General features: G+C 57.2%; 23 protein-coding genes. 8 read left to right on the forward strand and 15 right to left on the reverse strand.

Going from position 1 to position 25389, the window contains the following annotated elements:
- The first annotated feature begins 17 nt into the window (after nucleotides 1-17).
- Nucleotides 18-1322: an SLC13 family permease gene (locus URZ40_RS18630; RefSeq protein WP_316380714.1), complete on the forward strand. Its 1305-nt coding sequence runs from the start codon at nucleotides 18-20 to the stop codon at nucleotides 1320-1322.
- A gap of 98 nt (nucleotides 1323-1420) precedes the next feature.
- Here URZ40_RS18630 and tpiA read toward each other — a convergent pair whose 3' ends face one another.
- Nucleotides 1421-2188, reverse strand: coding sequence for a triose-phosphate isomerase (gene tpiA / locus URZ40_RS18635; protein ID WP_006808674.1), 768 nt, complete (start codon nucleotides 2186-2188; stop codon nucleotides 1421-1423).
- Between the two features lie 111 nt (nucleotides 2189-2299).
- On the reverse strand, nucleotides 2300-2896 hold the full coding sequence (locus URZ40_RS18640) for a DUF1454 family protein (protein ID WP_316380715.1): 597 nt from the start codon (nucleotides 2894-2896) through the stop codon (nucleotides 2300-2302).
- Between the two features lie 112 nt (nucleotides 2897-3008).
- Between URZ40_RS18640 and URZ40_RS18645 the strand changes: the two genes are divergently transcribed.
- A complete protein-coding gene (locus URZ40_RS18645) occupies nucleotides 3009-3428 on the forward strand; it encodes a DUF805 domain-containing protein (RefSeq protein WP_028014847.1) in 420 nt (139 codons plus the stop codon).
- Here the strand turns inward: URZ40_RS18645 and fpr are convergent, their stop codons facing one another.
- From fpr to URZ40_RS18665, 4 genes are all read right to left on the reverse strand, one after another.
- The gene (gene fpr, locus URZ40_RS18650; RefSeq protein ID WP_116343773.1) at nucleotides 3429-4175 is read right to left on the reverse strand and encodes a ferredoxin--NADP(+) reductase; all 747 of its coding nucleotides are present in this window, start codon (nucleotides 4173-4175) and stop codon (nucleotides 3429-3431) included.
- A 96-nt stretch (nucleotides 4176-4271) separates the two neighbouring features.
- The gene (gene glpX / locus URZ40_RS18655; RefSeq protein WP_320720973.1) at nucleotides 4272-5282 is read right to left on the reverse strand and encodes a class II fructose-bisphosphatase; all 1011 of its coding nucleotides are present in this window, start codon (nucleotides 5280-5282) and stop codon (nucleotides 4272-4274) included.
- Between the two features lie 169 nt (nucleotides 5283-5451).
- Nucleotides 5452-6960, reverse strand: coding sequence for a glycerol kinase GlpK (gene glpK, locus URZ40_RS18660; protein ID WP_062936027.1), 1509 nt, complete (start codon nucleotides 6958-6960; stop codon nucleotides 5452-5454).
- 21 nt (nucleotides 6961-6981) lie between these two features.
- Nucleotides 6982-7827: an MIP/aquaporin family protein gene (locus tag URZ40_RS18665; RefSeq protein WP_013099317.1), complete on the reverse strand. Its 846-nt coding sequence runs from the start codon at nucleotides 7825-7827 to the stop codon at nucleotides 6982-6984.
- Between the two features lie 398 nt (nucleotides 7828-8225).
- Between URZ40_RS18665 and zapB the strand changes: the two genes are divergently transcribed.
- Entirely contained in the window at nucleotides 8226-8465 is a 240-nt protein-coding gene (gene zapB, locus URZ40_RS18670) for a septal ring assembly protein ZapB (protein ID WP_010436935.1), read from the forward strand.
- Nucleotides 8466-8540: 75 nt separating this feature from the next.
- Here zapB and URZ40_RS18675 read toward each other — a convergent pair whose 3' ends face one another.
- From URZ40_RS18675 to priA, 8 genes are all read right to left on the reverse strand, one after another.
- Nucleotides 8541-9224 (reverse strand): hypothetical protein, encoded by a 684-nt coding sequence (locus URZ40_RS18675; RefSeq protein WP_316380716.1) that lies wholly within the window; start codon nucleotides 9222-9224, stop codon nucleotides 8541-8543.
- A gap of 55 nt (nucleotides 9225-9279) precedes the next feature.
- The gene (gene rraA / locus URZ40_RS18680) at nucleotides 9280-9765 is read right to left on the reverse strand and encodes a ribonuclease E activity regulator RraA (RefSeq protein WP_316380717.1); all 486 of its coding nucleotides are present in this window, start codon (nucleotides 9763-9765) and stop codon (nucleotides 9280-9282) included.
- 92 nt (nucleotides 9766-9857) lie between these two features.
- Complete coding sequence (menA, locus tag URZ40_RS18685; protein ID WP_316380718.1) at nucleotides 9858-10778, reverse strand: 1,4-dihydroxy-2-naphthoate polyprenyltransferase; 921 nt, start codon at nucleotides 10776-10778, stop codon at nucleotides 9858-9860.
- A gap of 68 nt (nucleotides 10779-10846) precedes the next feature.
- Nucleotides 10847-12181 carry an HslU--HslV peptidase ATPase subunit gene (hslU, locus tag URZ40_RS18690; RefSeq protein ID WP_116343777.1) on the reverse strand — a complete coding sequence of 445 codons (1335 nt, stop codon included), beginning with the start codon at nucleotides 12179-12181 and terminating at the stop codon, nucleotides 10847-10849.
- Nucleotides 12182-12190: 9 nt separating this feature from the next.
- Nucleotides 12191-12721 (reverse strand): ATP-dependent protease subunit HslV, encoded by a 531-nt coding sequence (hslV, locus tag URZ40_RS18695; RefSeq protein ID WP_008501802.1) that lies wholly within the window; start codon nucleotides 12719-12721, stop codon nucleotides 12191-12193.
- Nucleotides 12722-12815: 94 nt separating this feature from the next.
- Entirely contained in the window at nucleotides 12816-13802 is a 987-nt protein-coding gene (gene ftsN, locus URZ40_RS18700) for a cell division protein FtsN (protein ID WP_316380719.1), read from the reverse strand.
- Nucleotides 13803-13895: 93 nt separating this feature from the next.
- Nucleotides 13896-14921 carry a DNA-binding transcriptional regulator CytR gene (gene cytR / locus URZ40_RS18705; RefSeq protein ID WP_080330329.1) on the reverse strand — a complete coding sequence of 342 codons (1026 nt, stop codon included), beginning with the start codon at nucleotides 14919-14921 and terminating at the stop codon, nucleotides 13896-13898.
- Between the two features lie 119 nt (nucleotides 14922-15040).
- On the reverse strand, nucleotides 15041-17236 hold the full coding sequence (gene priA / locus URZ40_RS18710) for a primosomal protein N' (RefSeq protein ID WP_192984575.1): 2196 nt from the start codon (nucleotides 17234-17236) through the stop codon (nucleotides 15041-15043).
- Nucleotides 17237-17436: 200 nt separating this feature from the next.
- Here priA and rpmE point away from each other — a divergent pair, with 200 nt between their 5' ends.
- Entirely contained in the window at nucleotides 17437-17649 is a 213-nt protein-coding gene (gene rpmE, locus URZ40_RS18715) for a 50S ribosomal protein L31 (RefSeq protein ID WP_003862040.1), read from the forward strand.
- Nucleotides 17650-17697: 48 nt separating this feature from the next.
- Here rpmE and metJ read toward each other — a convergent pair whose 3' ends face one another.
- On the reverse strand, nucleotides 17698-18015 hold the full coding sequence (gene metJ / locus URZ40_RS18720) for a met regulon transcriptional regulator MetJ (RefSeq protein WP_003862042.1): 318 nt from the start codon (nucleotides 18013-18015) through the stop codon (nucleotides 17698-17700).
- A gap of 275 nt (nucleotides 18016-18290) precedes the next feature.
- Between metJ and metB the strand changes: the two genes are divergently transcribed.
- The 4 genes from metB to katG all read left to right on the forward strand — a co-directional run bounded on the left by metB (nucleotide 18291) and on the right by katG (nucleotide 25327).
- Nucleotides 18291-19451 (forward strand): cystathionine gamma-synthase, encoded by a 1161-nt coding sequence (gene metB / locus URZ40_RS18725; protein ID WP_045909121.1) that lies wholly within the window; start codon nucleotides 18291-18293, stop codon nucleotides 19449-19451.
- A 2-nt stretch (nucleotides 19452-19453) separates the two neighbouring features.
- Nucleotides 19454-21886 carry a bifunctional aspartate kinase/homoserine dehydrogenase II gene (locus URZ40_RS18730; RefSeq protein ID WP_116343780.1) on the forward strand — a complete coding sequence of 811 codons (2433 nt, stop codon included), beginning with the start codon at nucleotides 19454-19456 and terminating at the stop codon, nucleotides 21884-21886.
- 225 nt (nucleotides 21887-22111) lie between these two features.
- Nucleotides 22112-22999 carry a methylenetetrahydrofolate reductase gene (gene metF, locus URZ40_RS18735; protein ID WP_008501796.1) on the forward strand — a complete coding sequence of 296 codons (888 nt, stop codon included), beginning with the start codon at nucleotides 22112-22114 and terminating at the stop codon, nucleotides 22997-22999.
- A gap of 147 nt (nucleotides 23000-23146) precedes the next feature.
- Entirely contained in the window at nucleotides 23147-25327 is a 2181-nt protein-coding gene (gene katG, locus URZ40_RS18740; RefSeq protein WP_116344049.1) for a catalase/peroxidase HPI, read from the forward strand.
- Nucleotides 25328-25389 lie beyond the last annotated feature (62 nt).

Here is a 25389-nt window from a genome sequence, read left to right on the forward strand (position 1 = left end):
ATCTACAGGAGACAGGTATGTCGCTCTGGTTAACGCATCCTCTGCTGCTGCCCTCGCTGATCGTCGGCGTCACCATCGTGCTGTGGGCGACGTCGCTATTGCCAGAATTTATCACCGCGCTGCTGTTCTTTACGGCGGCGATGGCCGCCAGAATCGCCCCGCCGGAAGCGATCTTCGGCGGTTTTGCCTCGTCGGCTTTTTGGCTGGTATTCAGCGGGTTTGTACTGGGCGTGGCGATCCGTAAAACCGGGCTGGCGGACAGGGCCGCCCGGGCGCTGTCGGCAAAGCTCACTGACTCCTGGGTGCTGATGGTGGCGAGCGTGGTATTGCTCAGCTACGCGCTGGCGTTTGTGATGCCGTCAAACATGGGGCGTATTGCGCTGCTGATGCCCATTGTCGCGGCGATGGCGAAACGCGCCGGTATCGCCGACGGCTCCCGCGCCTGGTTTGGTCTGGCGCTGGCCGTCGGGTTCGGCACCTTCCAGCTTTCGGCAACTATCCTGCCTGCAAACGTCCCTAACCTGGTGATGAGCGGTGCCGCGGAAGGCTCGTACGGCATTCACCTGAACTATGTTCCGTATCTGCTGCTGCATACGCCGGTGCTGGGTATTCTCAAAGGCCTGATTCTGATTGGCCTCATCTGCTGGCTGTTCCCCGGCAGCCCAAAACCCCCGAAGGATCTGGCGCTGTCTGAACCCATGGGGCGGGACGAAAAGCGTCTCGCCTGGCTGCTGGCGCTGGTGCTGGGAATGTGGGTCACGGAGAGCTGGCACGGCGTAGGGCCCGCGTGGACGGGGCTGGCGGCGTCGATCATCGTCATGCTGCCGCGCGTTGGCTTTATCACCGGGGAGGAGTTTTCTGCGGGCGTGAACATGCGTACCTGCATTTACGTCGCGGGTATTCTTGGGCTGGCGATCGTCGTGACGCAAACCGGTATCGGAACGGCCGTGGGCGAAGCGCTGCTGCGCATTATGCCGCTGGATGCGGACAAACCGTTCACCAGCTTTCTGGCGCTGACCGGTATTACCACAGCGCTCAACTTCATTATGACTGCTAACGGCGTTCCGGCGTTGTACACTACCCTGGCTCAGAGCTTCTCGGACGCGACCGGTTTCCCGCTGCTGTCGGTGATCATGATTCAGGTGCTGGGCTATTCCACGCCGCTGCTGCCGTATCAGGCGTCGCCGATTGTGGTGGCAATGGGGCTCGGGAAGGTGCCTGCAAGGGCGGGGATGGTGCTTTGTCTGGCGCTGGCTATCGCAACGTATCTGGTGCTGCTGCCGCTGGATTATTTGTGGTTTAGCGTATTAGATAAAGTGTAGTTCGGTGCGAGGGGTTTCCCCTCACCCCAACCCTCTCCCAAAGGAGAGGGAGGAGAAGAGCGGTGGGTAAGCGCAAGCGCCACCCGCCACAAAGGCCATTACGCCTGTTTAGCCGCTTCTGCCGCTTTAACGATCACCGCGAAAGCGTCAGCTTTCAGGGATGCACCGCCAACCAGCGCGCCATCGATGTCTGGCTGGGTGAACAGCTCAGCAGCGTTGGAGGCGTTTACGGAGCCGCCGTACTGGATGATCACTTGCTCAGCGACTTTCGCGTCGGCTTTAGCAATGTGGTCACGAATGAATTTGTGCACTGCCTGAGCCTGCGCAGGGGTTGCAGATTTGCCGGTACCGATCGCCCAGACTGGCTCGTAAGCGATAACCGCGCCTTCGAACGCTGCCGCGCCCTGAGTTTTCAGCACGGCGTCGATCTGACGCGCGCACACTTCTTCGGTTTTGCCCGCTTCGTTTTCCGCTTCGGTTTCACCGATGCACAGAACTGGGATCAGACCCTGCTCTTTCAGCACGGCGAATTTCTTCGCGATGAACTCGTCAGATTCTTTGTGGTAAGTGCGACGCTCGGAGTGGCCGATGATGATGTATTTCGCGCCGATATCTTTCAGCATTTCAGCGGAAGTTTCACCGGTGAACGCGCCAGACAGGTTAACGTCAACGTTCTGCGCGCCCAGCACGATGTGGCTGCCGTCAGCGGCACGTTTAGCCAGATCCAGGTACATATCCGGCGGAGCGATAGCAACCGCGCAGCCGGTCACGCCAGCCAGCTCTTTACGCAGGTTCGCAACCAGTTCGTTTACCATGTGGCGGCTGCCGTTCAGTTTCCAGTTACCCATCACTAAAGGATGTCGCATTTCAATTCTCCACGCTAAATAAGCGAATTAAGGAATATGGCCGCCCTCTCGGGCAGCATGGTCTGTGAATCAGTATAGAGATTTTCCCTCGAAAGGCTTTGCTTTTTGTCATTAATTCGCCCCGCCAAGGGTGTCAGATAGCGCCAGCTTAATCGGTTCAACGGCGAAGGTCAGTCCTTTTTCGCCGTTATCTGCCACCACATAGCGGATCGCGCCTTCGGTTGTGGCGTAGTACCGCTTGTTTTTACCGGCGGCCAGCAGTTTTTGCAGCTTTTGCTGGCTTTGCTTTTTCGTCAGCGCAGGCGTAAACGCCTGCAGCACCGCGCTCATGTAATCAAGCGCCTTCGATTTAGCGGCTTTCTGCTCTGGCCCCTGAATCGGCAGCCAGGTGATTTGCATGCTTTTGATTTTTAACGTACCGCGCTCCAGCGCCGTGGAAGCATACAAATTCTCGTTAATCTTGCTCGCTGCACGGGTCAGGGTTGGGGTATCGCGGGAGCTATCAATGGCGCGAAATTCATCCAGCGGCAGCGCTGGGTTGGCCTGATTGAAGGCTTCGCGAAACTGGCTGATGGATTGATCGAAAGACGGCGCGCCTGCCAGCAAATACGGCGCAGTGGTGGGGGCCGCGGTGTCGGCGGCGTGCAGCGGAAAACCCGCGCTGAGCATCGCGAAACACAGGAAAAGAGAATGTGCCGAATTTTTCATCAACATTGCACCTGGCCGTAAGTGCTCATGATTAAAACGATATCTGGTCGGCTTGTCAAAAGGTCACAACTCCAGGGTAAAATGCGGGCTAAACGATAATAAGGAACCTTACATGACCATACAGCAGTGGCTGTTTTCATTCAAAGGGCGTATTGGACGCCGTGATTTCTGGGTCTGGATGGTGACGTGGGTTGTCGCCATGCTGCTTCTGTTTTTCGTCGCTTACAACGCCTGGCTGAGCACGCAAACGGCGGCATTTGCGCTGGTCTGCCTGCTATGGCCAACGGCGGCCGTCGTGGTGAAACGCCTGCACGATCGCGGCCGCTCCGGCGCATGGGCGTTTCTGATTATTCTGGCGTGGATGCTGGTGGCAGGAAACTGGGCGATGCTCCCATCCATCCTTCCGTGGGTCGTGGGCAGGCTGCTGCCGTCGGTCATCTTCGTGATGATGATTGTCGATCTGGGCGCGTTTATCGGCACCCAGAGCGAAAACAAATACGGTAAAGACACCGTCGAGGTGAAATACCGCTGATCACCAGTAGTGTTCAGCGGTCATATGGCCCGGTCGGCGGCGAAGATGTTTCGTCATCTGCCGGGTATCCTTCAGAAGCTGCTGCGTGTCCCGCACCATCTGCGGGTTACCGCACAGCATGACGTGGCTGGTTTCGGCCGTCATTGGTAAACCCACTGCGTCTTCCAGGGCTCCACTCTCAATTAGGGCCGGCACGCGACCGGTAAGCGTTCCTGCTACGGTTTCACGGCTGACCACGGTCTGAATCTTTAACTTCCCACCGTACTGCTGTTCCAGCGCCTGCATTTGCGGCAGATAGCTCAGGTCTGCAGCGTAGCGCGCAGCGTGCACCAGCACGATGTTTTTGAAGCGCTCCAGATCTTTGCCGTATTGCAGAATGGAAAGATAGGGACCGATAGCCGTGCCGGTTGCCAGCATCCAGAGCGTGTCACAGTCAGGGATCTCTTCGAGCACAAAGAAGCCCGCCGCTTCGCTCACGATTTGCACATCGTCGCCGGGCTTAAGGGCGGCGAGGCGGGGGCTGAGCTTGCCGTCCGGAACGGTGACCAGATAGAACTCGAGATCCGGGTTATCCGGCGCGTTAACGTAAGAGTAGGCGCGCTGCACGCGCTCGCCGTCGACATCCAGCCCCAGCTTCGCAAATTGCCCGGCCTTAAACGGGTGAACGGGAGCATGCAGGGTGAGACTAAATAGCGCATCGGTCCAGAATTCTATCTTTGTGACTTTACCTGTTACCCAGTCCGCCATGATCTTCTCCTGTGCTGTTTCTCTGTTCCATCTTCCGTACTTGTGGGAAACATTTCCAGCCCCTTCGGGCCGGAAAGCTCTATCGATCAAACGGTTTCACAGAATGTGCGTCTGCACGTCCGGGTCTTTGCGGTCGAGATAGTGAATTGACTGAATGCGTCGGATGGTGCGTGATTTACCGCGGATCAGCAGCGTTTCAGTGGTCGCCATGTTGCCCTTGCGGGTAATGCCATCCAGCAGGTCGCCTTTGGTGATGCCGGTTGCTGAGAAGACCACGTTATCGCTGCGGGCCATGTCGTTCAGCGCCAGCACTTTATTGGCTTCGATACCCATCGCTGCGCAGCGCGCAAGCTCGTTCTCACCGATACGACGGTTCTCGTCGCTGTCGCCTTTCACCTCATGACGCGGCAGCAGGCGTGCCTGCATATCGCCGTCCAGCGCACGGATCACCGCTGCAGAGACCACGCCTTCCGGCGCGCCGCCGATGCCATAAAGCACGTCGACTTCGCTGTCCGGCATGCAGGTCAGGATCGAGGCGGCAACGTCACCGTCAGGAATGGCAAACACGCGCACGCCGAGTGCTTGCAGATAAGAGATGGTGGCGTCGTGACGCGGTTTCGCCAGAATTGTGACGGTGAGTTCGTTGAGCGGTTTACCCAGCGCCGCTGCGATATTGCGCAGGTTAGCATCCAGCGGCAGGCTCAGGTCGATTGCGCCTTTCGCGCCAGGACCGACAATCAGCTTTTCCATGTACATATCCGGCGCGTTGAGGAAGCAGCCTTTATCGCCCACGGCCAGCACAGCGAGCGCATTGGCCTGACCCATCGCCGTCATGCGGGTGCCTTCGATCGGGTCAACCGCGATATCCACCGCATCTCCTTTGCCGGTACCGACTTTTTCACCGATGTAGAGCATTGGCGCTTCGTCGATCTCGCCTTCACCAATCACGATGGTGCCGTCGATGTTGACCTGGTTAAGCACAATGCGCATGGCGTGGACGGCTGCGCCGTCTGCGGTATTTTTATCGCCACGGCCAAGCCATTTATAGCCTGCAAGGGCGGCCGCTTCGGTGACGCGGGAAAACTCGATAGCAAGTTCACGTTTCATTAGGGACTCGTACAATCAAAAGGAATTGCACGAAGTTTATCACAGAGTGAGGAGGGGGGAGGGACCGGTGCGGTTGGAACCCCCCTCACCCTAACCCTCTCCCCAAAGGGGCGAGGGGACTTAATCCCCTTTGGGGAGAGGGTTAGGGGTGAGGGGGGATAAGTTGGTCTTACTCTTCGTGCTCTTCCCACGCCAGGGCGCGTTTCACCGCTTTCTTCCAGCCGCTGTAGCGGAAGTTACGCTCGGTGGTTTCGATGCCAGGGCGGAATTCGCGTTCGATGACCGCTTTCTCCTGCAGCTCGTCCAGGTTCTGCCAGAAGCCTACCGCCAGACCGGCAAGGTACGCCGCACCCAGCGCCGTCACCTCACGCACTTCAGGGCGCTCAACGCGGGTGCCCAGAATGTCGGACTGGAACTGCATCAGGAAGTTATTCGCGACCGCACCACCGTCCACGCGCAGGGCGTGCAGACGAATGCCGGAGTCTGCCTGCATCGCTTCCAGCACGTCGCGCGTCTGGTAGGCGATGGATTCCAGGGTGGCACGGATGATGTGGTTAGAGTTCACACCGCGCGTCAGGCCGAAAATTGCGCCGCGGGCATACGGGTCCCAGTACGGTGCGCCCAGACCGGTGAACGCTGGTACCACGTACACGCCGTTGGTGTCTTTCACTTTGGTCGCGAAGTACTCGGAGTCAAACGCGTCGCTGATCAGCTTCATCTCGTCGCGCAGCCACTGAATGGATGCGCCCGCCATAAACACCGCACCTTCCAGCGCATAGTTCACTTCGCCGCGCGGGCCGCAGGCAATGGTGGTCAGCAGACCGTTTTCTGATTTCACCGCTTTTTCGCCGGTGTTCATCAGCATAAAGCAGCCGGTGCCGTAGGTGTTCTTCGCCATCCCTTCCTTGACGCACAGCTGGCCGAACAGCGCCGCCTGCTGGTCACCGGCGATCCCGGCGATAGGAATACGGGTGCCGCCTTTACCGCCGATATTGGTCTGGCCGTACACTTCAGACGACTTACGCACTTCAGGCAGCATCGCGCGCGGGATGTCCAGCGCGTCCAGCATCTTGTCATCCCACTCCAGGGTGTTGATGTTGAACAGCATGGTACGCGAGGCGTTGGTGTAGTCGGTGACGTGGACGCGTCCCTGGGTCATCTTCCAGATAAGCCAGGTATCGACGGTCCCGAACAGCAGCTCGCCGCGTTTTGCACGCTCGCGTGAACCTTCCACGTGATCGAGGATCCACTTCACTTTGGTACCGGAGAAATACGGGTCAACCACCAGACCGGTGGCGCTGCGCACGTACTCTTCCATCCCGTCGCGCTTCAGCTGTTCGCAGATCTCTGACGTACGGCGGCACTGCCAGACGATGGCGTTGTAAATAGGCTTACCGGTTTCACGTTCCCAGACCACGGTGGTTTCACGCTGGTTGGTAATGCCGATAGCGGCAATCTCGTCGGAACTGATATCGGCTTTCGCCAGCACTTCCACCAGCGTGGAGCTTTGTGATGCCCAGATCTCCATCGGGTCGTGCTCTACCCAGCCTGGACGAGGATAAATTTGCTCAAATTCACGTTGAGACACGCTGACAATGTTCGCGTCATGATCCATTACGACAGCGCGGGAGCTGGTAGTGCCCTGGTCGAGCGCAACGATATATTTTTTTTCGGTCATGGTATGTGTCCCGTAGTCAGATTACAGCGAAGCTTTTTGTTGTGCGGTAGAAGTCGTTTCCTTCTCCTCGTCCACACAGGTGTCGCACGGTAAATGGCGACCAATTAATTTGCGGTAGCTAAATGCGCCCAGCGCAGCCCCAACAACCGGCGCAAACAGCGGCACCAGGAAGTAAGGGATATCTTTACCACCCGTGAATGCCACGTCACCCCAGCCTGCGATAAAGGCGAACGCTTTTGGTCCGATATCACGCGCCGGATTCATCGCGAAGCCGGTCAGCGGGCCCATGGATGCGCCAATCACCGCAATCAGAAGACCAATCAGCAGGGGGGCCAGCGGGCCGCGCGGAATGCCGTTTCCATCGTCGGTCAGCGCCAGGATAACGCCCATCAGAATAGCGGTAATCACCATTTCTACTGCGAACGCCTGCACAAAATTGATGTGCGGGTTAGGGTAGGTTGAGAAGATGCCTGCCAGATCCAGACTTTCGACGCTGCCGCGTACCATATGATGCGTCTGTTCGAAGTCGATGAAAAGATTGTAATAAAGCCCGTAAACTAACGCCGCTGCGCAAAACGCGCCGGCAAATTGAGAAATAATGAAAGGAACAACTTTGCGTCCGTCGAAGCACGCGAAAAGCCACAGTGCGATAGTCACCGCCGGGTTAAGATGTGCACCAGAAACCCCTGCAGTCAGGTAGATGGCCATCGCCACGCCCAGACCCCAGATGATACTGATTTCCCACTGACCAAAACTGGCACCCGCCACTTTCAGTGCAGCGACACAGCCCACTCCGAAGAATATCAACAACCCGGTACCAAGGAACTCGGCAATGCACTGGCCTTTTAAGGTTGATGTCTGACTCATAATCGGAATCCTGAAGAAATTGATGTTTATTGTTAGCGTGGCCGCCCGTGACAGCCACGATGCCCTGTAGACATAGTGTTAATTTATCGTTAACGAGCAAAAACGAGAAATATCGAAATTAAAATGTGTGGTCTGCGTCAATAAAATGAGCGTTTTCGCGCCATAAAGCGCGTTTTTGCATCAGTCGCGCACGGTGGGCTGAATCATTTCTTTAACGAATGGGTTAACAACTTAGAGGTATATGCCGCGAACGCACCAGGACGAGGCCGAAAAGTGTTGCAAACCGCGATCTGCGTGGTATGCCGCTGGACAGGGGCGACTGCGCTCCATACAATCGGAACATATGTTGTGCGCGTTTACGTTAAAGCGTCGCCTTGCAATTCAGGAGAGGTAGGATCATGTCTTTAGAAGTGTTTGAGAAACTGGAATCGAAAGTACAGCAGGCGATTGACACCATCACGCTGCTGCAGATGGAAATTGAAGAGCTGAAAGAGAAGAACAACAGCCTGGCGCAGGAAGTTCAGAACGCTCAGCACGGCCGCGAAGAACTGGAGCGCGAAAACAACCAGCTGCGCGAACAGCAGAACGGCTGGCAGGATCGCCTGCAGGCGCTGCTGGGACGTATGGAAGAGGTTTAATACTCGTTTCTTCATGAGTTCAAGTTAACAAGCCATCATGCTCTATGATGGCTTTTTTTTGTTAAGCGTCAGGGATTATTCCTTTTTTAGAGACGCGATCATATTGGATGCTGCATCAGGGTATAATTTTAGATATTGTGGCGTCATTCTTAATTGTAATAAATAGGTTTTCTCTTTGTCTTTCAGAAAGACAAAATAAATCTTGTCTGGACTGTCTTTGATCCGGTTTGAAATGTAGTAGATACACTCCAGATGTTCAATATAGCAGCCTTGACTTTCATGATGAGGAATATCTTCTTCCGTCGTCGTGAGGCCCAATGCAAGCGAAATAAATTCTTCATGGGAAAAGTTATCAAGAATATCGACAGGCAGTGTCATCATTTTGCTCAAGGCTAACGCATCACCATTTCTTGAAATAAGCATTTTATCCTCGACCTTCCACGTTTTGTCCGGCAAGTTTATAGAAACGTGTTGCTCGGGAAAGACGTAGGTCCACGGGGTCGCTATTTTATAAACGCCACGAATAGTAGAAAGGATTAAAAAGGCGACTACGCCGCAGATAAGATAACGCAACCTGATGCTGGTTGTATTATGGGCGAAGTAAATAATCCCTGCGATAATTATCAGAAAAACAAATAAAATAATGCTGGCTAATATAATTGCATAAGTCGAGAGGGATATAAACCACAATCCGACACCGAGGAAAGCGAACAGCAGTGTGGTCCCATAAATAATGAGGGTTGCCGATGAGTCACGCATAAACATCCTTGTTGAAATAAAGGGGAAAATCCCCCCTTTATCTTACAGGGATTATTTATTCGATATCCAGTGCATCTTCGGAAAGAATAATCCCGGTGTTATCGGCATAAAGATGGTCCCCGGAGAAGAAGGTCACGCCGCCAAAGTTAACGCGCACGTCGCTTTCGCCGATGCCGTCACCCGCAGCGCCTACCGGAATGGCCGCGATGGCCTGAACTCCAATATCCAGGTCTTCGAGATCGTCCACCTGACGCACGGAGCCGTACACCACAATGCCTTCCCACTCGTTCTGGACGGCAATTCCGGCCAGTTCGGCATCAATCAGTGCGCGACGCACGGATCCGCCGCCGTCGACCACCAGAACGCGACCACGGCCGTTCTGTTCGAGCAGATCGTACAGCAACCCGTTGTCCTCGAAACATTTCACCGTGACGATTTGACCGCCAAACGACGACCGCCCACCAAAGTTGGAGAACAGCGGTTCAACGACGTTGACATCTTCCTGGTAGATGTCACAAAGCTCGGAGGTATCGTATTTCATAGGTTTAACGCTCAGTTGCTGCGAATGTGTTCAGTATATCGTGCGAAATGCGTTGTTGGCAAAATCATCAATTGTTAATTGATATTTGTCAGCTAACTGAGCGTCTGGCTTAACACAATCCCAATGACGAACAACAGGTTAGTCAGCAGCGCGCCTTTTACCGTACGTTCCAGCATCGGCGGCATAGCGGACGGGCTGAGTTCACGCATCACAAAGCGGGCCTGCTTAACCAGCAGCGGCGCGGCAAGCACAAACAGCCAGCCCCACAGACTGTGCAGGGAAATCAGGTTAAACAGCGCCAGGCAAACCAAAGCGCCGATGAGCAGGCAGGCATGATAGCGGCGCGCATTCATCGGCCCCAGACGCACCGCCAGCGTGTTCTTGCCGTTCTCACGGTCGCTGTCGATATCGCGCAGGTTATTGATGTTCAGCACCGCCGTCGCCAGCAGGCCGCAGGCGGTCGCGGGAAGGAACAGGGCAGGGATCACCGTATGCGCCTGTAAGTACCAGCTCCCCATCACGCTCAGCCAGCCGAAGAACACCAGCACGGAGATATCCCCGAGGCCAATATAGCCGTAAGGGCGCGTGCCGACGGTGTAGGTGATGGCCGCGATAATGGCGAGCAGACCCAGCACCAGGAAGCCAATGAAATCGCTGGTGGTTTTCGAGGCGACCGTCACCAGCGCCAGGCCGGATAGGCAAATCAGTACCACGGTGATAATCAGCGCGCGCTTCATCTGTGCCTGGGTAATGACCCCTTTCTGCATCCCGCGCAGCGGCCCGATACGGTCCGGCTTATCGCTGCCCTTCACCGCATCACCATAGTCGTTAGCGAGGTTGGAGAGGATTTGCAGCAGGCCGGCGGTAATCAATGCCAGCGCGGCGACCAGCGGATCAAAATAACCTTGCCACCAGGCAAGCGCCGTACCGACGATAATCGCGGCAAAGGCCAGAGGAAGCGTTTTAGGGCGCAGGCTTTCGAGCCACGCCTGAGTACGGCTGATATCAGTCATAGTAATTTAGCCAATAAAAATGGGGGCCTTAGCCCCCATTAACAGTGATGAGAATGCAGTAACCGCGATTATAGGATAAAACGGCTCAGATCTTCATCTGCCACTAACGCATCCAGATGTTTGCTCACATATTCTGCGTCAATGGTAATGGTTTGACCGTTGAGGTCGCTCGCATCATACGAGATATCTTCCACCAGGCGTTCCAGCACGGTGTGCAGACGACGCGCACCGATGTTCTCGGTGGTTTCGTTGACCTGCCATGCGGCCTGGGCGATACGCTTGATACCGTCCTCGGTGAACTCAAGGTTCACGCCTTCCGTCGCCATCAGCGCTTTGTACTGTACGGTAGCAGAGGCGTTTGGCTCGGTCAGGATGCGCTCGAAATCTTCAGTGGTCAGCGCCTGCAGCTCAACGCGGATAGGCAGACGACCCTGCAGTTCCGGGATCAGATCCGACGGGCTGGCCACCTGGAACGCACCGGAAGCGATAAACAGGATGTGGTCCGTTTTCACCATGCCGTGCTTGGTGGAGACGGTGCAGCCTTCAACCAGCGGCAGCAGGTCGCGCTGTACGCCTTCGCGGGACACGTCCGGGCCGGAACTGTTGCCGCCGCGCTTACAAATTTTGTCGATTTCGTCGATGAACACGATGCCGTGCTGCTCAACCGCGTCGATAGCGTCCTGCTTCAGCTCTTCCGGGTTCACCAGCTTCGCCGCTTCTTCTTCAATCAGCAGCTTCATCGCATCTTTGATTTTCAGCTTACGCGCTTTCTGCTTCTGGCCGCCCAGGTTCTGGAACATGGACTGCAGCTGGCTGGTCATCTCTTCCATGCCCGGAGGCGCCATGATTTCCACGCCCATCGGCGCGGCCGCGAGGTCGATCTCAATCTCTTTGTCGTCCAGCTGGCCTTCACGCAGTTTTTTGCGGAACGCCTGACGCGCGGCTGAAGGCTCAGACTGCTGTTCAGCCTGGCCCCAGTTGTTTTTCGCCGGTGGGATCAGCACGTCGAGAATGCGCTCTTCGGCCATCTCTTCCGCGCGGTAGCGGTTTTTCTCGATCGCCTGGACGCGCACCATTTTGATCGCCGAGTCGGTCAGATCGCGGATGATGGAGTCCACTTCTTTACCCACATAGCCCACTTCGGTGAACTTGGTGGCTTCAACTTTGATGAACGGCGCGTTCGCCAGCTTCGCCAGACGACGGGCGATTTCGGTTTTCCCGACGCCGGTCGGGCCGATCATCAGAATGTTTTTCGGCGTGACTTCGTGACGCAGCTCTTCATCAAGCTGCATACGACGCCAGCGGTTACGCAGCGCGATGGCCACGGAGCGCTTGGCGTTATCCTGGCCGATAATGTGTTTGTTCAGTTCGCTGACAATTTCGCGTGGGGTCATTTCAGACATGGGAGGTCCTTACGCTTTGGAGGTCAATTCTTCGATGGTGTGGTTGTGGTTGGTATAGATGCAGATATCACCTGCAATATCCAACGCCTTCACCGCGATATCACGCGCGTTCATGTCGGTATTTTCCAACAGCGCGCGGGCTGCAGCCTGGGCATAAGGGCCGCCAGAGCCGATGGCAATCAGGTCGTTTTCCGGCTGAATCACGTCACCGTTACCGGTGATGATAAGCGAAGCGGTTTCATCCGCGACCGCCAGCAGCGCTTCGAGCTTGCGCAGCATACGGTCGGTACGCCAGTCTTTCGCCAGCTCAACGGCGGCTTTCACCAGATGACCCTGGTGCATTTCCAGTTTGCGTTCAAACAGTTCAAACAGCGTGAAGGCATCCGCCGTGCCGCCTGCAAAACCGGCGATCACTTTGTCGTTGTAGAGACGACGCACTTTCTTCACGTTGCCTTTCATGACGGTATTACCCAGCGTGGCCTGGCCATCACCGGCGATTACCACATGGCCGTTACGGCGTACACTTACTATTGTTGTCACGAGCAGACCCCCTGGTTACAAATTCGGGAAACAGAAGCCCTGAGCCTGTGCTCAGGGCTGAATTAAATGATAGATGGGGGAGATTTTGGGGGTTTCAACCCCCGGAGGCGAGTCGAATGCAGTTTGTATGACCGGCCACTTTCAGGCGCGAAATGGTGCCATCGGCATTTTCTTTGCCTTTGACCGGGCCAATCACCACGCGATTCCAGCCGTTGTTGGTGGTAATGCGTGAATCAAATCCTTCAAACGCCAACTGAGCACGCACCGTTTCCGCCTGCTCGGCGCCTTTAAACGAACCGCACTGCACCATCCAGCGGCGCTCGTCTTTTTTCTCTGCCGTCTGCTTCGGCGCTTCGGTCTCTTTGGTCACCGGCGCGGCCTGCTGCGTTTTCGGCTGCTGCGCGGTGGTATGCGCTGGCGTCTGGAGCAGATCCTGATACGGCTGAGCCGCTTGTTTTTGTGGCTGCGCTTTTGGCTGTTGAACAGGCTGTGATTGCACCGTACGCGTCTGCTGCTGCGGTTGCTGGTAAGGCTGCGCTTTCGGCTGCTGCACCGGCTGGGTTTGCGTCCACTGCTGCTGTTGCTGCTGCTGAATTTGTGCCTGGCGCTGACGCTGCAGCTGCAGCGTTTGCTGACGCTGTGCTGGCGTCTGTTCATTCCACGGCACTTCGTTCAGCTGCGTTGGCTGCTGACGCATATCGGCCTGCATTTGTGCCAGCAGCTGGCGCTGCTCGTCCGTCAGCTGGTCGGCATTTTTCACTTCGCCACCGGCTGAAGGCTCGGTAGGCGCACGCACGCCAGGCTGACGGCTTTCCAGCTCTTTAATATAGCGCCAGCGCTCTTCAGGTTTCGGCGGCAGACCATTTCCCGCCACTTTGTTGCCCTGAAGCGCCTCGGACTCTTCTTTTTTATGGTGCGTGATGAAGTACAGGCCGCCAATAAAAGCCACCAGTACCGCCGCAGCAATAGCGACCATTGCTGGCGAGACCGCAGGCAGATTACGCTGCTTGCTTTTTGAACTACTCTTTTTGCGTCGCGAAGGTGCCGGCTGGCCGCGACGTACATAATCTCGTTGTGCCACTATCGTTTCGCTGTATTTATTCGTTCGTCAGCCCGCCATGTTACTTAAGCGGCGGGGCTTTGACCAGATAAGGGTGTCCGAAAGGCGTTTACTTTAAGTCAATGCCTGGGTAGAGCCGCGAACAATCAGCTCGCAGTCCAGTAACCGTGAGCCGCTGCTAACTGTTTGACCCTGCAGCTGATCCAGCAGAAGCAGCATCGCTTCACGGCCAATCTGATAGCGCGGTTGTGACACGGTGGAGAGCGGCGGATCGCAAAACTCTGAAAGCGAAATGTTATCGAAACCGATAATCGACAGATCTTTCGGCACGCGTAAGCCACGGCGTTTGGCGTGGGACAGCGCCCCCAGCGCCATCACGTCGCTGTGGCAGAACACCGCTGTTGGCGGTTCCGGCAGCGCCAGCAGTTTCTCCAGCGCCTGTCCGCCCGCTTCGAAAGTAAAATCACCGCGCGCAATGTAGTGCGGATCGACAATCGCACCGGTACGGCGCAGCGCCTGAACATAGCCCTGCAGGCGATAGTGGCAGAGCGGCATCTCTTCCGGCCCGGCAATGCAGCCAATCCGCTTATGCCCCAGCTCCTGAAGATAGTTCACCGCGTTGAACGCGGCCGTCAGGTTATCGATATGAACCGTCGGCAGCTCCAGCTCGGGGGCAAACTCGTTGGCCATCACCATCGGTGGTAAATTGCGCTGTTCTTCGATGCTGGCATCAAACGGCAGGCGTGAGCCAAGCAGCAGCATGCCGTCAATCTGCTTGGTAATAATGAGGTCGATAAAGGTTTTTTCCTGCTGGTTCTGATGGGCGCAGTCGCCAATCAGCACCAGATAGCCCTGCTCCGCAGCCGTCACTTCGATGCCGCGAATGATCTCGCTAAAGAAGGGATCGCAGATGTCCGGCACTATCACCAGGATGGTCCGCGATTCATTGCGCTTGACGTTCCGCCCCATGGCCTGAGGGAAGTAACCCACTTCCAGCGCCGCCTGTTCAACCTTGTTACGGGTCGCCTGGGAGACTTTATCCGGGTTCATTAATGCGCGGGACACGGTTGCTGTTGAGACTTGTGCTTTCTCGGCAACGTCTTTCATGGTCGCCGTGGCAACCTCTTTCCTGGACTTCAACGTCTTCTCCTCGCCTGAACACCGAACTGCGGACACCACCATTTTTACAGATAGTTAATGGAATCGGTTACAGAATTTTCATAAAAAGTGTGAGGCGCGTTAAATTTTTCGATCCGTCTTCAGCCTTCGATGGGATCGACGTCCAGTACCCACTTCACTTTTCGCGCTTCCGGCAGGGTGTTGATGAGCGCCAGCGTGCCGCTGACGATGTGCTGCAGGCGAATACGCGAGGGGTGCTGGAGTAAAATTTGCCAGCGAAAACGTCCGCCGCGCTTCGGCGCCAGCGCCGGCACCGGGCCCAGGATCCACAGCTGGTTATCCACCAGCGGGCTGGCCTGCAGGAGATTCCTCAGCTGTTGCAGGAAAAGCGGGGCCTGCTGGTTGTTATGATCTTCCGCGCGGATGATGACGTGGCTGGTCCACGGCGGCAGCTGCATGGTCTGGCGCTCGGCCAACGCCTGCTCGGCGAAGGCGTCATAGCCTTTATGCAGCAGGGTTTGCAGCAGCGGGTGCTCAGGGTGGTGCGTTTGCAGTACCACCTCGCCCTGCTTGCCAGCACGTCCCGCACGCCCTGCCACCTGGGTATAAAGCTGGGCGAAGCGCTCGGCGGAGCGGAAATCGGCCGAGAACAGCGCGCCGTCCACGTCCAGCAGGGCGACCAGCGTCACGTCCGGGAAGTGGTGCCCTTTGGCCAGCATCTGAGTACCAATCAGGATGCGCGCGCCGCCGCGATGCACTTCTGCCAGCTGCTGTTCCAGCGCGCCTTTGCGGCTGGTGGTGTCCCGGTCGATTCGGGAAATAGGCACGTCCGGGAAGAAGGGGCCAAGCGCCTGTTCAAGTTGTTCCGTGCCCAGACCGACCGGCACGATATGCGTTGATCCGCACGACGGGCACTGGCGCGGCACCGGGCGCTGGCTGTCGCAGTGGTGGCAGCGCAGGTGACGCTGGGCCTGATGGAAGGTGTAGTAGTGGTCACAGCGCGGGCATTCTGCAATCCAGCCGCAGTCGTGGCACAGCAGGGCGGGGGCGAATCCGCGACGGTTCAGGAACAGGATCACCTGGTTCCCCGCCTGCAAATGCTGGCGCATGCGGGAAATCAATGCGGGCGCTAACCCTGCCTGCACCTGCTGGCCTTTGAGATCCAGCACGTGCTGAATGGCCGGACGGGCGTTCCCCGCGCGACGCGTCAGGCGCAGCATGTGATATTTACGCTGGCGCACGTTGTGCAGCGTTTCGAGCGCCGGCGTGGCGGAGCCGAGAATAATGGGAATTTGCTCGCTGTGCGCGCGGTAGACCGCCAGATCGCGGGCATGGTAGCGCCAGCCTTCCTGCTGTTTATAGGAGCTGTCGTGCTCTTCATCGATCACGATAACGCCAAGGTTTTTAAACGGCGTAAACAGCGACGAGCGGGTGCCGATCACTATCGCCGCTTCGCCGTTTTTCGCTTTCAGCCAGGCGCTAAGGCGCTCGCTATCGTTAAGCCCCGAGTGCAGCACCTCAACCGGCGCGTTAAAGCGCTCGCGGAATCGGGCGATTGTCTGCGGCGTCAGGCCGATTTCCGGCACCATCACCAGCGCCTGTTTACCCTGCGCGAGCACGTTTTCCAGTACGCTCAGGTAGACTTCCGTTTTGCCGGAGCCCGTCACGCCCGCCAGCAGCCAGGCGGAAAAATGGTCCGAGGCGCTGTGAATGGCGCCTACCGCGGTGGCCTGCTCGGTATTCAGACGCAGGCGATCGCCTGAGACGGAGAAGCCGTCGCGCCAGTCGTGAAGGGCAGGCGCTTCGCTGGCCAGCTCGCTCAGCCCTTTCTTTCTTAATGCCTGTAGCGCGGTTTCGCTGACCTCAAGCTCGTTAACCTGATGCCGCCAGATTTTCCCCTGACGCAGCGCCGCTAGCGCCTGCTGCTGTTTCTGCGAGCGCTTGAGGCTGTTAATGTCCACGGCCTGCCCCTGTTCGGTGGCAAACCAGTACCACATCGGGGCGTGGCTGGCACTCTTGCCCTGGCGCAGCAGAATAGGCAGGGCGTGGAAGAGGACGTCGCCAATCGGATGGTGATAATAATCCGCCGCCCACAGCAGCAGTCGCCAGGTGCTGGTGGAGAAAACCGGCTCGAGGTCCAGCACCTCAACGACCGACTTCAGTTCATTGAGGGGCAATTCGCTTTTATCGCTGACGGAGACGACGATCCCCACGCGCTGCTGTTTGCCAAACGGCACGGTCACGCGACAGCCCGCTTTGGCACTCATGCTGTCGGGCAGCAGGTAGTCAAAGGTGCGGGGAAGCGGAACGGGCAGGGCAACGTGAGCGACGGGCATCGAATCTTCCTGACTTGAAAAGTGGCGCGTTAGTATACACATTAGTAAAAGCGGCGTGCGGATCAGTTTGCATACGTTGGTTAAATTCTGTATGATTCGCCGCCTTTGGTGTACTTTACGCCAAAGAACTTACATTCAACATCGCGTGGTGTCTGGCGTTAGGGCTGGAAGAGCGACGCGGCCTTAACTGAGGTTCTCCCATGAAAAAAGATATTCACCCGAAATACGAAATGATTACTGCAAACTGCTCTTGCGGTAACTCTATCCAGATCCGCTCTACCGTGGGTCACGATCTGAACCTGGACGTGTGCGGCAAATGCCACCCGTTCTACACTGGTAAGCAGCGTGATGTTGCAACCGGTGGCCGTGTTGACCGCTTCAACAAGCGTTTCAGCATCCCGGGCGCTAAATAAGTTTCCCGAAAAAAAGGCACCGCAAGGTGCCTTTTTTGTATCCGCTTCTCAGTATTCCCACGTCTCCGGGTCAATACCCAGTTCACGCATGATCACCTTCGCCTCTTCCGGGATTTCGTCGCTACGCTCTTTGCGCAGATCGTCATCGTTCGGCAACGGTTGGCCGGTAAACGCATGCAGGAACGCTTCGCACAGCAGTTCGCTGTTAGTCGCGTGGCGCAGGTTATTCACCTGACGACGCGTACGTTCATCGGTGAGGATCTTCAACACCTTCAGAGGAATGGAAACCGTAATTTTCTTTACTTGCTCACTCTTCTTACCGTGCTCAGCGTATGGGCTGATATATTCGCCGCTCCATTCAGCCATGAGATACCTTTAATCCTCTCAGTCATTAATCTAAAGGTGCAAACCGGTCACTGCCCGTTTTGAACCGTAATCTTGCGTAGTTTACCGTAGAGACGATACCGTGGCACGGATATTGCCGCTGCAGCGTGCACTAAAGCATATAATTTTAACGGCTATTTGCGCATTGCTCAATCTATACGCAAAGAAGTTTAGATGTCCAGATGTATTGACGTCCATACTTTCAATGTTTACTCTGGTGCCTGACTTTTCACCTCATTCGCCAGGAAGCCCTCACCATGACGCGTAAACAGGCCACTATCGCAGTGCGTAGCGGATTAAATGATGACGAGCAGTACGGCTGCGTTGTCCCGCCCATTCATCTTTCCAGCACCTACAATTTCACCGGATTTAATGAACCCCGCGCGCATGACTATTCGCGTCGTGGCAATCCTACGCGTGATGTGACCCAGCGTGCGCTGGCCGAGCTGGAAGGGGGCGCAGGGGCAGTATTAACCAATACCGGGATGTCCGCCATTCACCTGGTGACGACAGTTTTCCTGAAACCGGGCGATCTGCTGGTTGCGCCGCACGACTGCTACGGCGGGAGCTATCGCCTGTTTGATAGCCTGGCAAAGCGCGGCTGCTACCGCGTGCTGTTTGTCGATCAAAACGACGAACAGGCGCTGAAACAGGCGCTGGCAGAGAAACCAAAGCTGGTTCTGGTGGAAAGTCCAAGCAACCCATTGTTGCGCGTTGTCGACATTGCGAAAATTTGTCAGCTCGCAAGGGATGCGGGAGCGATAAGTGTAGTGGATAATACCTTCCTCAGTCCGGCGCTTCAGAACCCGTTAGCACTGGGTGCGGATCTGGTATTGCATTCATGTACTAAATATCTGAACGGCCATTCTGACGTGGTGGCGGGCGTGGTGATTGCCAAAGATCCCGACGTTGTCACGGAACTGGCATGGTGGGCCAATAACATTGGCGTCACCGCGGGCGCGTTCGACAGCTACCTGCTGTTGCGCGGCATCCGCACGCTGTCGCCGCGCATGGACGTGGCGCAGCGTAATGCCCAGGCGATTGTCGATTTCCTGAAAACCCAGCCGCTGGTGAAGAAGCTTTATCACCCGTCGCTGCCGGAAAACCAGGGGCACGAGATTGCCGCGCGCCAGCAAAAGGGATTTGGCGCGATGTTAAGTTTTGAACTGGACGGTGACGAGCAAACGCTGCGTCGCTTCCTGAGCGGGCTGTCATTGTTTACGCTGGCGGAATCCTTAGGTGGGGTTGAAAGCTTGATCTCCCACGCCGCGACCATGACGCACGCAGGTATGGCACCCGAAGCACGTGCCGCCGCCGGGATTTCCGAGACGCTGCTGCGTATCTCAACCGGCATTGAAGATTCTGAAGATTTAATTGCCGATCTGGAAAATGGCTTCCGGATCGCAGCCAAGGGGTAATCATGAGTGTGATAGCGCAGGCAGGGGCGAAGGGTCGTCAGCTGCACAAGTTTGGTGGTAGTAGTCTTGCTGATGTGAAATGTTACCTGCGCGTCGCAGGGATCATGACCGAATATTCACAGCCGGGTGACATGATGGTTGTCTCAGCGGCGGGCAGCACCACCAACCAGTTGATTAGCTGGCTGAAACTGAGCCAGACCGATCGCCTTTCTGCGCATCAGGTGCAACAGTCCTTACGTCGTTACCAGAGCGAGCTGATTGCCGGCCTGCTGCCTGCGGACGTGGCGGACGGGCTGATCAGCGCTTTCACGCACGATCTTGAGCGTCTTGCTGCCCTGCTGGACAGCGGGATTACCGACGCGGTGTATGCCGAAGTGGTGGGCCACGGTGAAGTGTGGTCCGCGCGTCTGATGGCCGCCGTGCTGCAACATCTGGGCGTGGAAGCGGCCTGGCTCGACGCGCGCGATTTCCTGCGCGCGGAACGCGCCGCGCAGCCGCAGGTGGATGAAGGGTTGTCCTACCCGTTGCTACAGCAGCTGCTGGTGCAGCATCCGGGCAAACGTATTGTCGTCACCGGCTTTATCAGCCGCAGCAACGCGGGCGAAACCGTGCTGCTGGGCCGTAACGGCTCGGACTACTCGGCAACGCAGATTGGTGCCCTGGCGGGCGTGTCCCGCGTCACCATCTGGAGCGACGTGGCCGGTGTTTACAGCGCGGACCCGCGTAAGGTGAAAGATGCCTGTCTGCTGCCGCTGCTGCGTCTCGACGAAGCCAGCGAGCTGGCACGGCTGGCTGCGCCGGTACTGCACGCGCGCACGCTGCAGCCGGTTTCCGGCAGCGATATCGACCTGCAGCTGCGCTGTAGCTATACGCCGGACCAGGGTTCCACGCGCATTGAGCGCGTGCTGGCGTCCGGCACGGGCGCGCGTATTGTCACCAGCCACGACGACATCTGCCTGATTGAGTTCCAGGTCCCTGCCGGTCAGGATTTCAAACTGGCACATAAAGATATCGACACGATCCTGAAACGCGCCCAGGTGCGTCCGCTGGCCGTTGGCGTTCACAATGACCGTCAGCTGCTGCAGTTCTGTTATACCGCCGAAGTGGCGGACAGCGCGCTGAAAATTCTGGATGAAGCGGGCCTGCCGGGCGAGCTTCGCCTGCGTCAGGGGTTGGCGCTGGTGGCGATGGTGGGCGCGGGCGTCACCCGTAACCCGCTGCACTGCCACCGCTTCTGGCAGCAGCTGAAAGGCCAGCCGGTGGAGTTCACCTGGCAGTCGGAAGAGGGCATCAGCCTGGTCGCGGTCCTGCGGAAAGGGCCAACCGAGAGCCTGATTCAGGGCCTGCACACCTCCCTGTTCCGCGCGGAAAAACGCATCGGGCTGGTACTGTTTGGGAAAGGCAACATCGGCTCCCGCTGGCTGGAGTTGTTTGCCCGCGAGCAGGTCACGCTCTCGGCGCGTACCGGATTTGAATTTATTCTTGCGGGCGTGGTGGACAGCCGCCGCAGCCTGCTGAACTACGAAGGGCTGGACGCCAGCCGCGCGCTTGCCTTCTTTAACGATGAAGCCGTAGAGCAGGATGAAGAAGCGCTGTTCCTGTGGATGCGCGCGCACCCGTATGACGATCTGGTGGTGCTGGACGTTACCGCCAGCGAACAGCTTGCCGATCAGTATCTGGATTTCGCCAGCCACGGTTTCCACGTCATCAGCGCCAATAAGCTGGCGGGGGCAAGCAGCACCGATAAATACCGCCAGATCCACGACGCGTTCGAAAAAACGGGCCGCCACTGGCTCTATAACGCCACCGTTGGCGCGGGCCTGCCGGTTAACCACACCGTGCGCGACCTGATTGAAAGCGGCGACAGCATTCTGGCGCTGAGCGGGATCTTCTCCGGCACGCTCTCCTGGCTATTCCTGCAGTTTGACGGCACCGTACCATTCACCGACCTGGTGGATCAGGCGTGGCAGCAGGGCTTAACCGAGCCCGATCCGCGCGTTGATCTCTCCGGTAAAGACGTGATGCGCAAGCTGGTGATCCTGGCGCGCGAAGCCGGTTATGACATCGAGCCGGATTCTGTACGCGTCGAGTCGCTGGTCCCTGCGGGCTGCGAGGAAGGGTCCGTTGACCATTTCTTCGAGAACGGTGACGAGCTGAATGACCAGATGGTGCAGCGTCTGGAAGCGGCAAATGAGATGGGGCTGGTGTTGCGCTACGTGGCGCGTTTCGAGGCGAACGGTAAGGCGCGCGTGGGTGTCGAAGCGGTGCGTCCTGACCATCCGCTGGCGGCGCTGCTGCCGTGCGATAACGTCTTCGCCATTGAAAGCCGCTGGTACCGCGATAACCCGCTGGTGATCCGCGGTCCGGGCGCGGGGCGCGACGTCACCGCCGGGGCGATCCAGTCCGACATCAACCGTCTGGCTAAGCTGCTGTAACCCCTCACCCTAACCCTCTCCCCAAAGGGGAGAGGGGACTGCTCGGTGCGGTCTTTTCCCCCTCATCATGAATTTCTCTCATCTTCCCTGAGCAAACCTCACCGTTATTGTTGATTATTTATGTTGACGTCCCTTCGCTTTTCCGTCATTTTTACATCTGGACGTCTAAACGTATAGAAGTTCACAACACAACAGACAACGACACGCGAAAGATAGAGGTAAGGTATGAGCTTTTTTCACGCCAACCAGCGGGAAGCACTGAATCAGAGCCTGGCCGAAGTAAACGGCCAGATTAACGTCTCTTTTGAATTTTTCCCGCCGCGCACCAGTGAAATGGAGCAAACCCTGTGGAGCTCTATCGATCGCCTGAGCAGCCTGAAGCCAAAGTTTGTCTCCGTGACATACGGTGCGAACTCCGGCGAGCGTGACCGTACGCACAGCATCATTAAAGGCATTAAGGACAGAACCGGTCTGGAAGCGGCACCGCACCTGACCTGTATCGACGCCACTCGCGATGAACTGCGCGCCATTGCCCAGGACTACTGGAACAACGGTATTCGCCATATCGTTGCCCTGCGCGGCGATCTCCCTCCCGGCAGCGGCAAGCCAGAGATGTATGCGGCCGACCTGGTCGGGCTGCTGAAAGAGGTGGCCGACTTCGATATCTCCGTGGCCGCCTACCCTGAAGTTCATCCGGAAGCGAAAAGCGCCCAGGCGGATCTGCTTAACCTGAAGCGTAAGGTGGAGGCTGGTGCCAACCGCGCCATCACCCAGTTCTTCTTTGACGTGGAAAGCTATCTGCGCTTCCGCGACCGCTGCGTCTCGGCTGGTATCGACGTCGAAATCATCCCTGGCATTTTGCCTGTCTCGAACTTCAAACAGGCGAAGAAATTCGCCGATATGACCAACGTGCGCATTCCGCTGTGGATGTCCAAAATGTACGAAGGGCTGGACGATGACCCGGAAACCCGCAAGCTGGTGGGGGCCAACATCGCGATGGACATGGTGAAGATTTTAAGCCGCGAAGGGGTGAAAGATTTCCACTTCTACACGCTGAACCGTGCGGAGATGAGCTACGCCATTTGTCACACGCTCGGCGTTCGCCCGGCGTAATCAGCAAAAAGCCCTCATAAAATTGAGGGCTTTTTAGTCAGGTAGAAAGTTAAAAGGTATTAACTATCGAATCTGTGGATTAATTCAACTATATCTTATTGCTAGTGGTGTATATCGTAACGGTAACACTGTAAAGGGAGCATAGCGATGAGCACGTCAGACGAGACCAATAACGCGGCATCCGCCGGCAAATGTCCGTTCCATCAGGGCGGCGTCGATCACAGCGCGGGCGCAGGTACCGGCAGTAAAGAGTGGTGGCCTAAACAACTCCGCATCGATCTTCTAAATCAACATTCCAACCGTTCTAACCCTCTGGGTGAAGACTTTGACTACCGCAAAGAATTCAGCAAGCTCGACTATTCCGCCCTCAAGGGCGATCTCAAAGCCCTGTTAACCGACTCTCAACCCTGGTGGCCTGCCGACTGGGGCAGCTATGCTGGCCTGTTTATTCGCATGGCCTGGCACGGTGCCGGTACCTATCGCTCCGTTGACGGACGCGGCGGTGCCGGACGCGGTCAGCAGCGCTTTGCGCCACTGAACTCCTGGCCTGATAACGTCAGCCTGGATAAAGCGCGCCGCCTGCTGTGGCCAATCAAGCAAAAATACGGACAAAAAATCTCCTGGGCCGACCTGTTTATCCTCGCGGGTAACGTGGCGCTGGAGAACTCCGGCTTCCGCACCTTTGGTTTTGGCGCCGGTCGTGAAGACGTCTGGGAACCGGATCTGGACGTGAACTGGGGCGATGAAAAAGCCTGGCTGACCCACCGTGACCCGGAAGCGCTGGCGAAGCGTCCTCTGGGTGCCACTGAAATGGGCCTGATTTACGTGAACCCGGAAGGGCCAAACGCCAGCGGTGAACCGCTGTCGGCGGCTGCGGCAATTCGCGCAACCTTCGGCAACATGGGGATGAACGACGAAGAGACCGTCGCGCTGATTGCAGGCGGCCATACGCTCGGTAAAACCCACGGCGCGGGTGAAGCCACGCACGTTGGTACCGACCCGGAAGCCTCGCCGATTGAAGCGCAGGGCTTAGGCTGGGCAAGCACGCACGGCACCGGTATTGGCGCTGATGCTATCACCTCCGGGCTGGAAGTCATCTGGTCACAAACTCCGACCCAGTGGAGCAACTACTTCTTCGAGAACCTGTTCAAATACGAATGGGTGCAGACCCGTAGCCCGGCAGGCGCGATTCAGTTTGAAGCCGTGGATGCGCCGGAAATCATGCCCGATCCGTTCGACCCGTCGAAGAAACGCAAACCTACCATGCTGGTCACCGACCTGACGCTGCGTTTTGACCCGGAATTCGAGAAAATTTCCCGTCGCTTCCTGAACGATCCGCAGGCCTTTAACGAAGCCTTCGCGCGTGCGTGGTTCAAACTGACCCACCGCGATATGGGGCCAAAAGCGCGGTACATCGGTCCGGAAGTGCCGAAAGAAGATCTGATTTGGCAGGATCCGCTGCCGCAGGCGGTGTTCAATCCGTCGAAAGAGGACATTGAAAGCCTGAAGGCGGAAATCGCGGCCTCCGGCCTCTCCGTGAGCGAACTGGTTTCCGTTGCCTGGGCGTCTGCATCGACCTTCCGCGGCGGCGACAAGCGCGGCGGTGCCAACGGCGCGCGTCTGGCGCTGGCTCCTCAGCGCGACTGGGATGTGAACGCCGCGGCGGTTCGCGCGTTGCCGGCTCTGGAAGCTATCCAGCGCACCACCAATAAAGCCTCGCTGGCCGATATTATCGTGCTGGCGGGCGTCGTGGGCGTTGAGCAGGCGGCGAAAGCGGCGGGCGTTTATGTCAACGTACCGTTCACCCCGGGCCGCGTGGATGCGCGTCAGGACCAGACGGATATCGAGATGTTCAACCTGCTCGAGCCGGTTGCCGACGGTTTCCGCAACTACCGTGCGCAGGTGGATGTGTCCACGACGGAGTCACTGCTAATTGATAAGGCCCAGCAGCTGACCCTGACCGCGCCTGAACTGACGGTGCTGATCGGCGGCCTGCGCGTGCTGGGTACAAACTTCGATGGCAGCAAGAATGGCGTATTCACCAACCGCGAAGGCGTGCTGAGCAACGATTTCTTCGTGAACCTGCTGGACATGAACACTCAGTGGAAGGCGACCGACGAATCTAATGAACTGTTTGCCGGAAGCGATCGCGCCAGCGGTGAAGTGAAATATACCGCGACCCGCGCCGACCTGGTCTTTGGCTCGAACGCTGTCCTGCGCGCGCTGGCAGAGGTTTACGCCAGCAGCGATGCGCACGAGAAGTTCGTCCGTGACTTCGTTGCCGCTTGGGCGAAGGTAATGGATTTGGATCGCTTTGATCTGCGATAAATAAATATCCCCGCCACGGCGGGGATATTTTTGCCAATAATACAGGCCGGGTAAGGCGCAGC

Origin of the sequence: Enterobacter sp. 296B2 (assembly GCF_034106185.1) — a bacterium.
Taxonomy (GTDB): Bacteria; Pseudomonadota; Gammaproteobacteria; order Enterobacterales; family Enterobacteriaceae; genus Enterobacter; species Enterobacter cloacae_N.

Excerpts from the sequence above, each read along its gene's own strand:
- URZ40_RS18630 (WP_316380714.1), top strand. The coding sequence starts at position 18 with ATGTCGCTCTGGTTAACGCATCCTCTGCTGCTGCCCTCGCTGATCGTC.
- tpiA (WP_006808674.1), bottom strand. The coding sequence starts at position 2,188 with ATGCGACATCCTTTAGTGATGGGTAACTGGAAACTGAACGGCAGCCGC.
- URZ40_RS18640 (WP_316380715.1), bottom strand. The coding sequence starts at position 2,896 with ATGAAAAATTCGGCACATTCTCTTTTCCTGTGTTTCGCGATGCTCAGC.
- URZ40_RS18645 (WP_028014847.1), top strand. The coding sequence starts at position 3,009 with ATGACCATACAGCAGTGGCTGTTTTCATTCAAAGGGCGTATTGGACGC.
- fpr (WP_116343773.1), bottom strand. The coding sequence starts at position 4,175 with ATGGCGGACTGGGTAACAGGTAAAGTCACAAAGATAGAATTCTGGACC.
- glpX (WP_320720973.1), bottom strand. The coding sequence starts at position 5,282 with ATGAAACGTGAACTTGCTATCGAGTTTTCCCGCGTCACCGAAGCGGCC.
- glpK (WP_062936027.1), bottom strand. The coding sequence starts at position 6,960 with ATGACCGAAAAAAAATATATCGTTGCGCTCGACCAGGGCACTACCAGC.
- URZ40_RS18665 (WP_013099317.1), bottom strand. The coding sequence starts at position 7,827 with ATGAGTCAGACATCAACCTTAAAAGGCCAGTGCATTGCCGAGTTCCTT.
- zapB (WP_010436935.1), top strand. The coding sequence starts at position 8,226 with ATGTCTTTAGAAGTGTTTGAGAAACTGGAATCGAAAGTACAGCAGGCG.
- URZ40_RS18675 (WP_316380716.1), bottom strand. The coding sequence starts at position 9,224 with ATGCGTGACTCATCGGCAACCCTCATTATTTATGGGACCACACTGCTG.
- rraA (WP_316380717.1), bottom strand. The coding sequence starts at position 9,765 with ATGAAATACGATACCTCCGAGCTTTGTGACATCTACCAGGAAGATGTC.
- menA (WP_316380718.1), bottom strand. The coding sequence starts at position 10,778 with ATGACTGATATCAGCCGTACTCAGGCGTGGCTCGAAAGCCTGCGCCCT.
- hslU (WP_116343777.1), bottom strand. The coding sequence starts at position 12,181 with ATGTCTGAAATGACCCCACGCGAAATTGTCAGCGAACTGAACAAACAC.
- priA (WP_192984575.1), bottom strand. The coding sequence starts at position 17,236 with ATGCCCGTCGCTCACGTTGCCCTGCCCGTTCCGCTTCCCCGCACCTTT.
- rpmE (WP_003862040.1), top strand. The coding sequence starts at position 17,437 with ATGAAAAAAGATATTCACCCGAAATACGAAATGATTACTGCAAACTGC.
- metJ (WP_003862042.1), bottom strand. The coding sequence starts at position 18,015 with ATGGCTGAATGGAGCGGCGAATATATCAGCCCATACGCTGAGCACGGT.
- metB (WP_045909121.1), top strand. The coding sequence starts at position 18,291 with ATGACGCGTAAACAGGCCACTATCGCAGTGCGTAGCGGATTAAATGAT.
- URZ40_RS18730 (WP_116343780.1), top strand. The coding sequence starts at position 19,454 with ATGAGTGTGATAGCGCAGGCAGGGGCGAAGGGTCGTCAGCTGCACAAG.
- metF (WP_008501796.1), top strand. The coding sequence starts at position 22,112 with ATGAGCTTTTTTCACGCCAACCAGCGGGAAGCACTGAATCAGAGCCTG.
- katG (WP_116344049.1), top strand. The coding sequence starts at position 23,147 with ATGAGCACGTCAGACGAGACCAATAACGCGGCATCCGCCGGCAAATGT.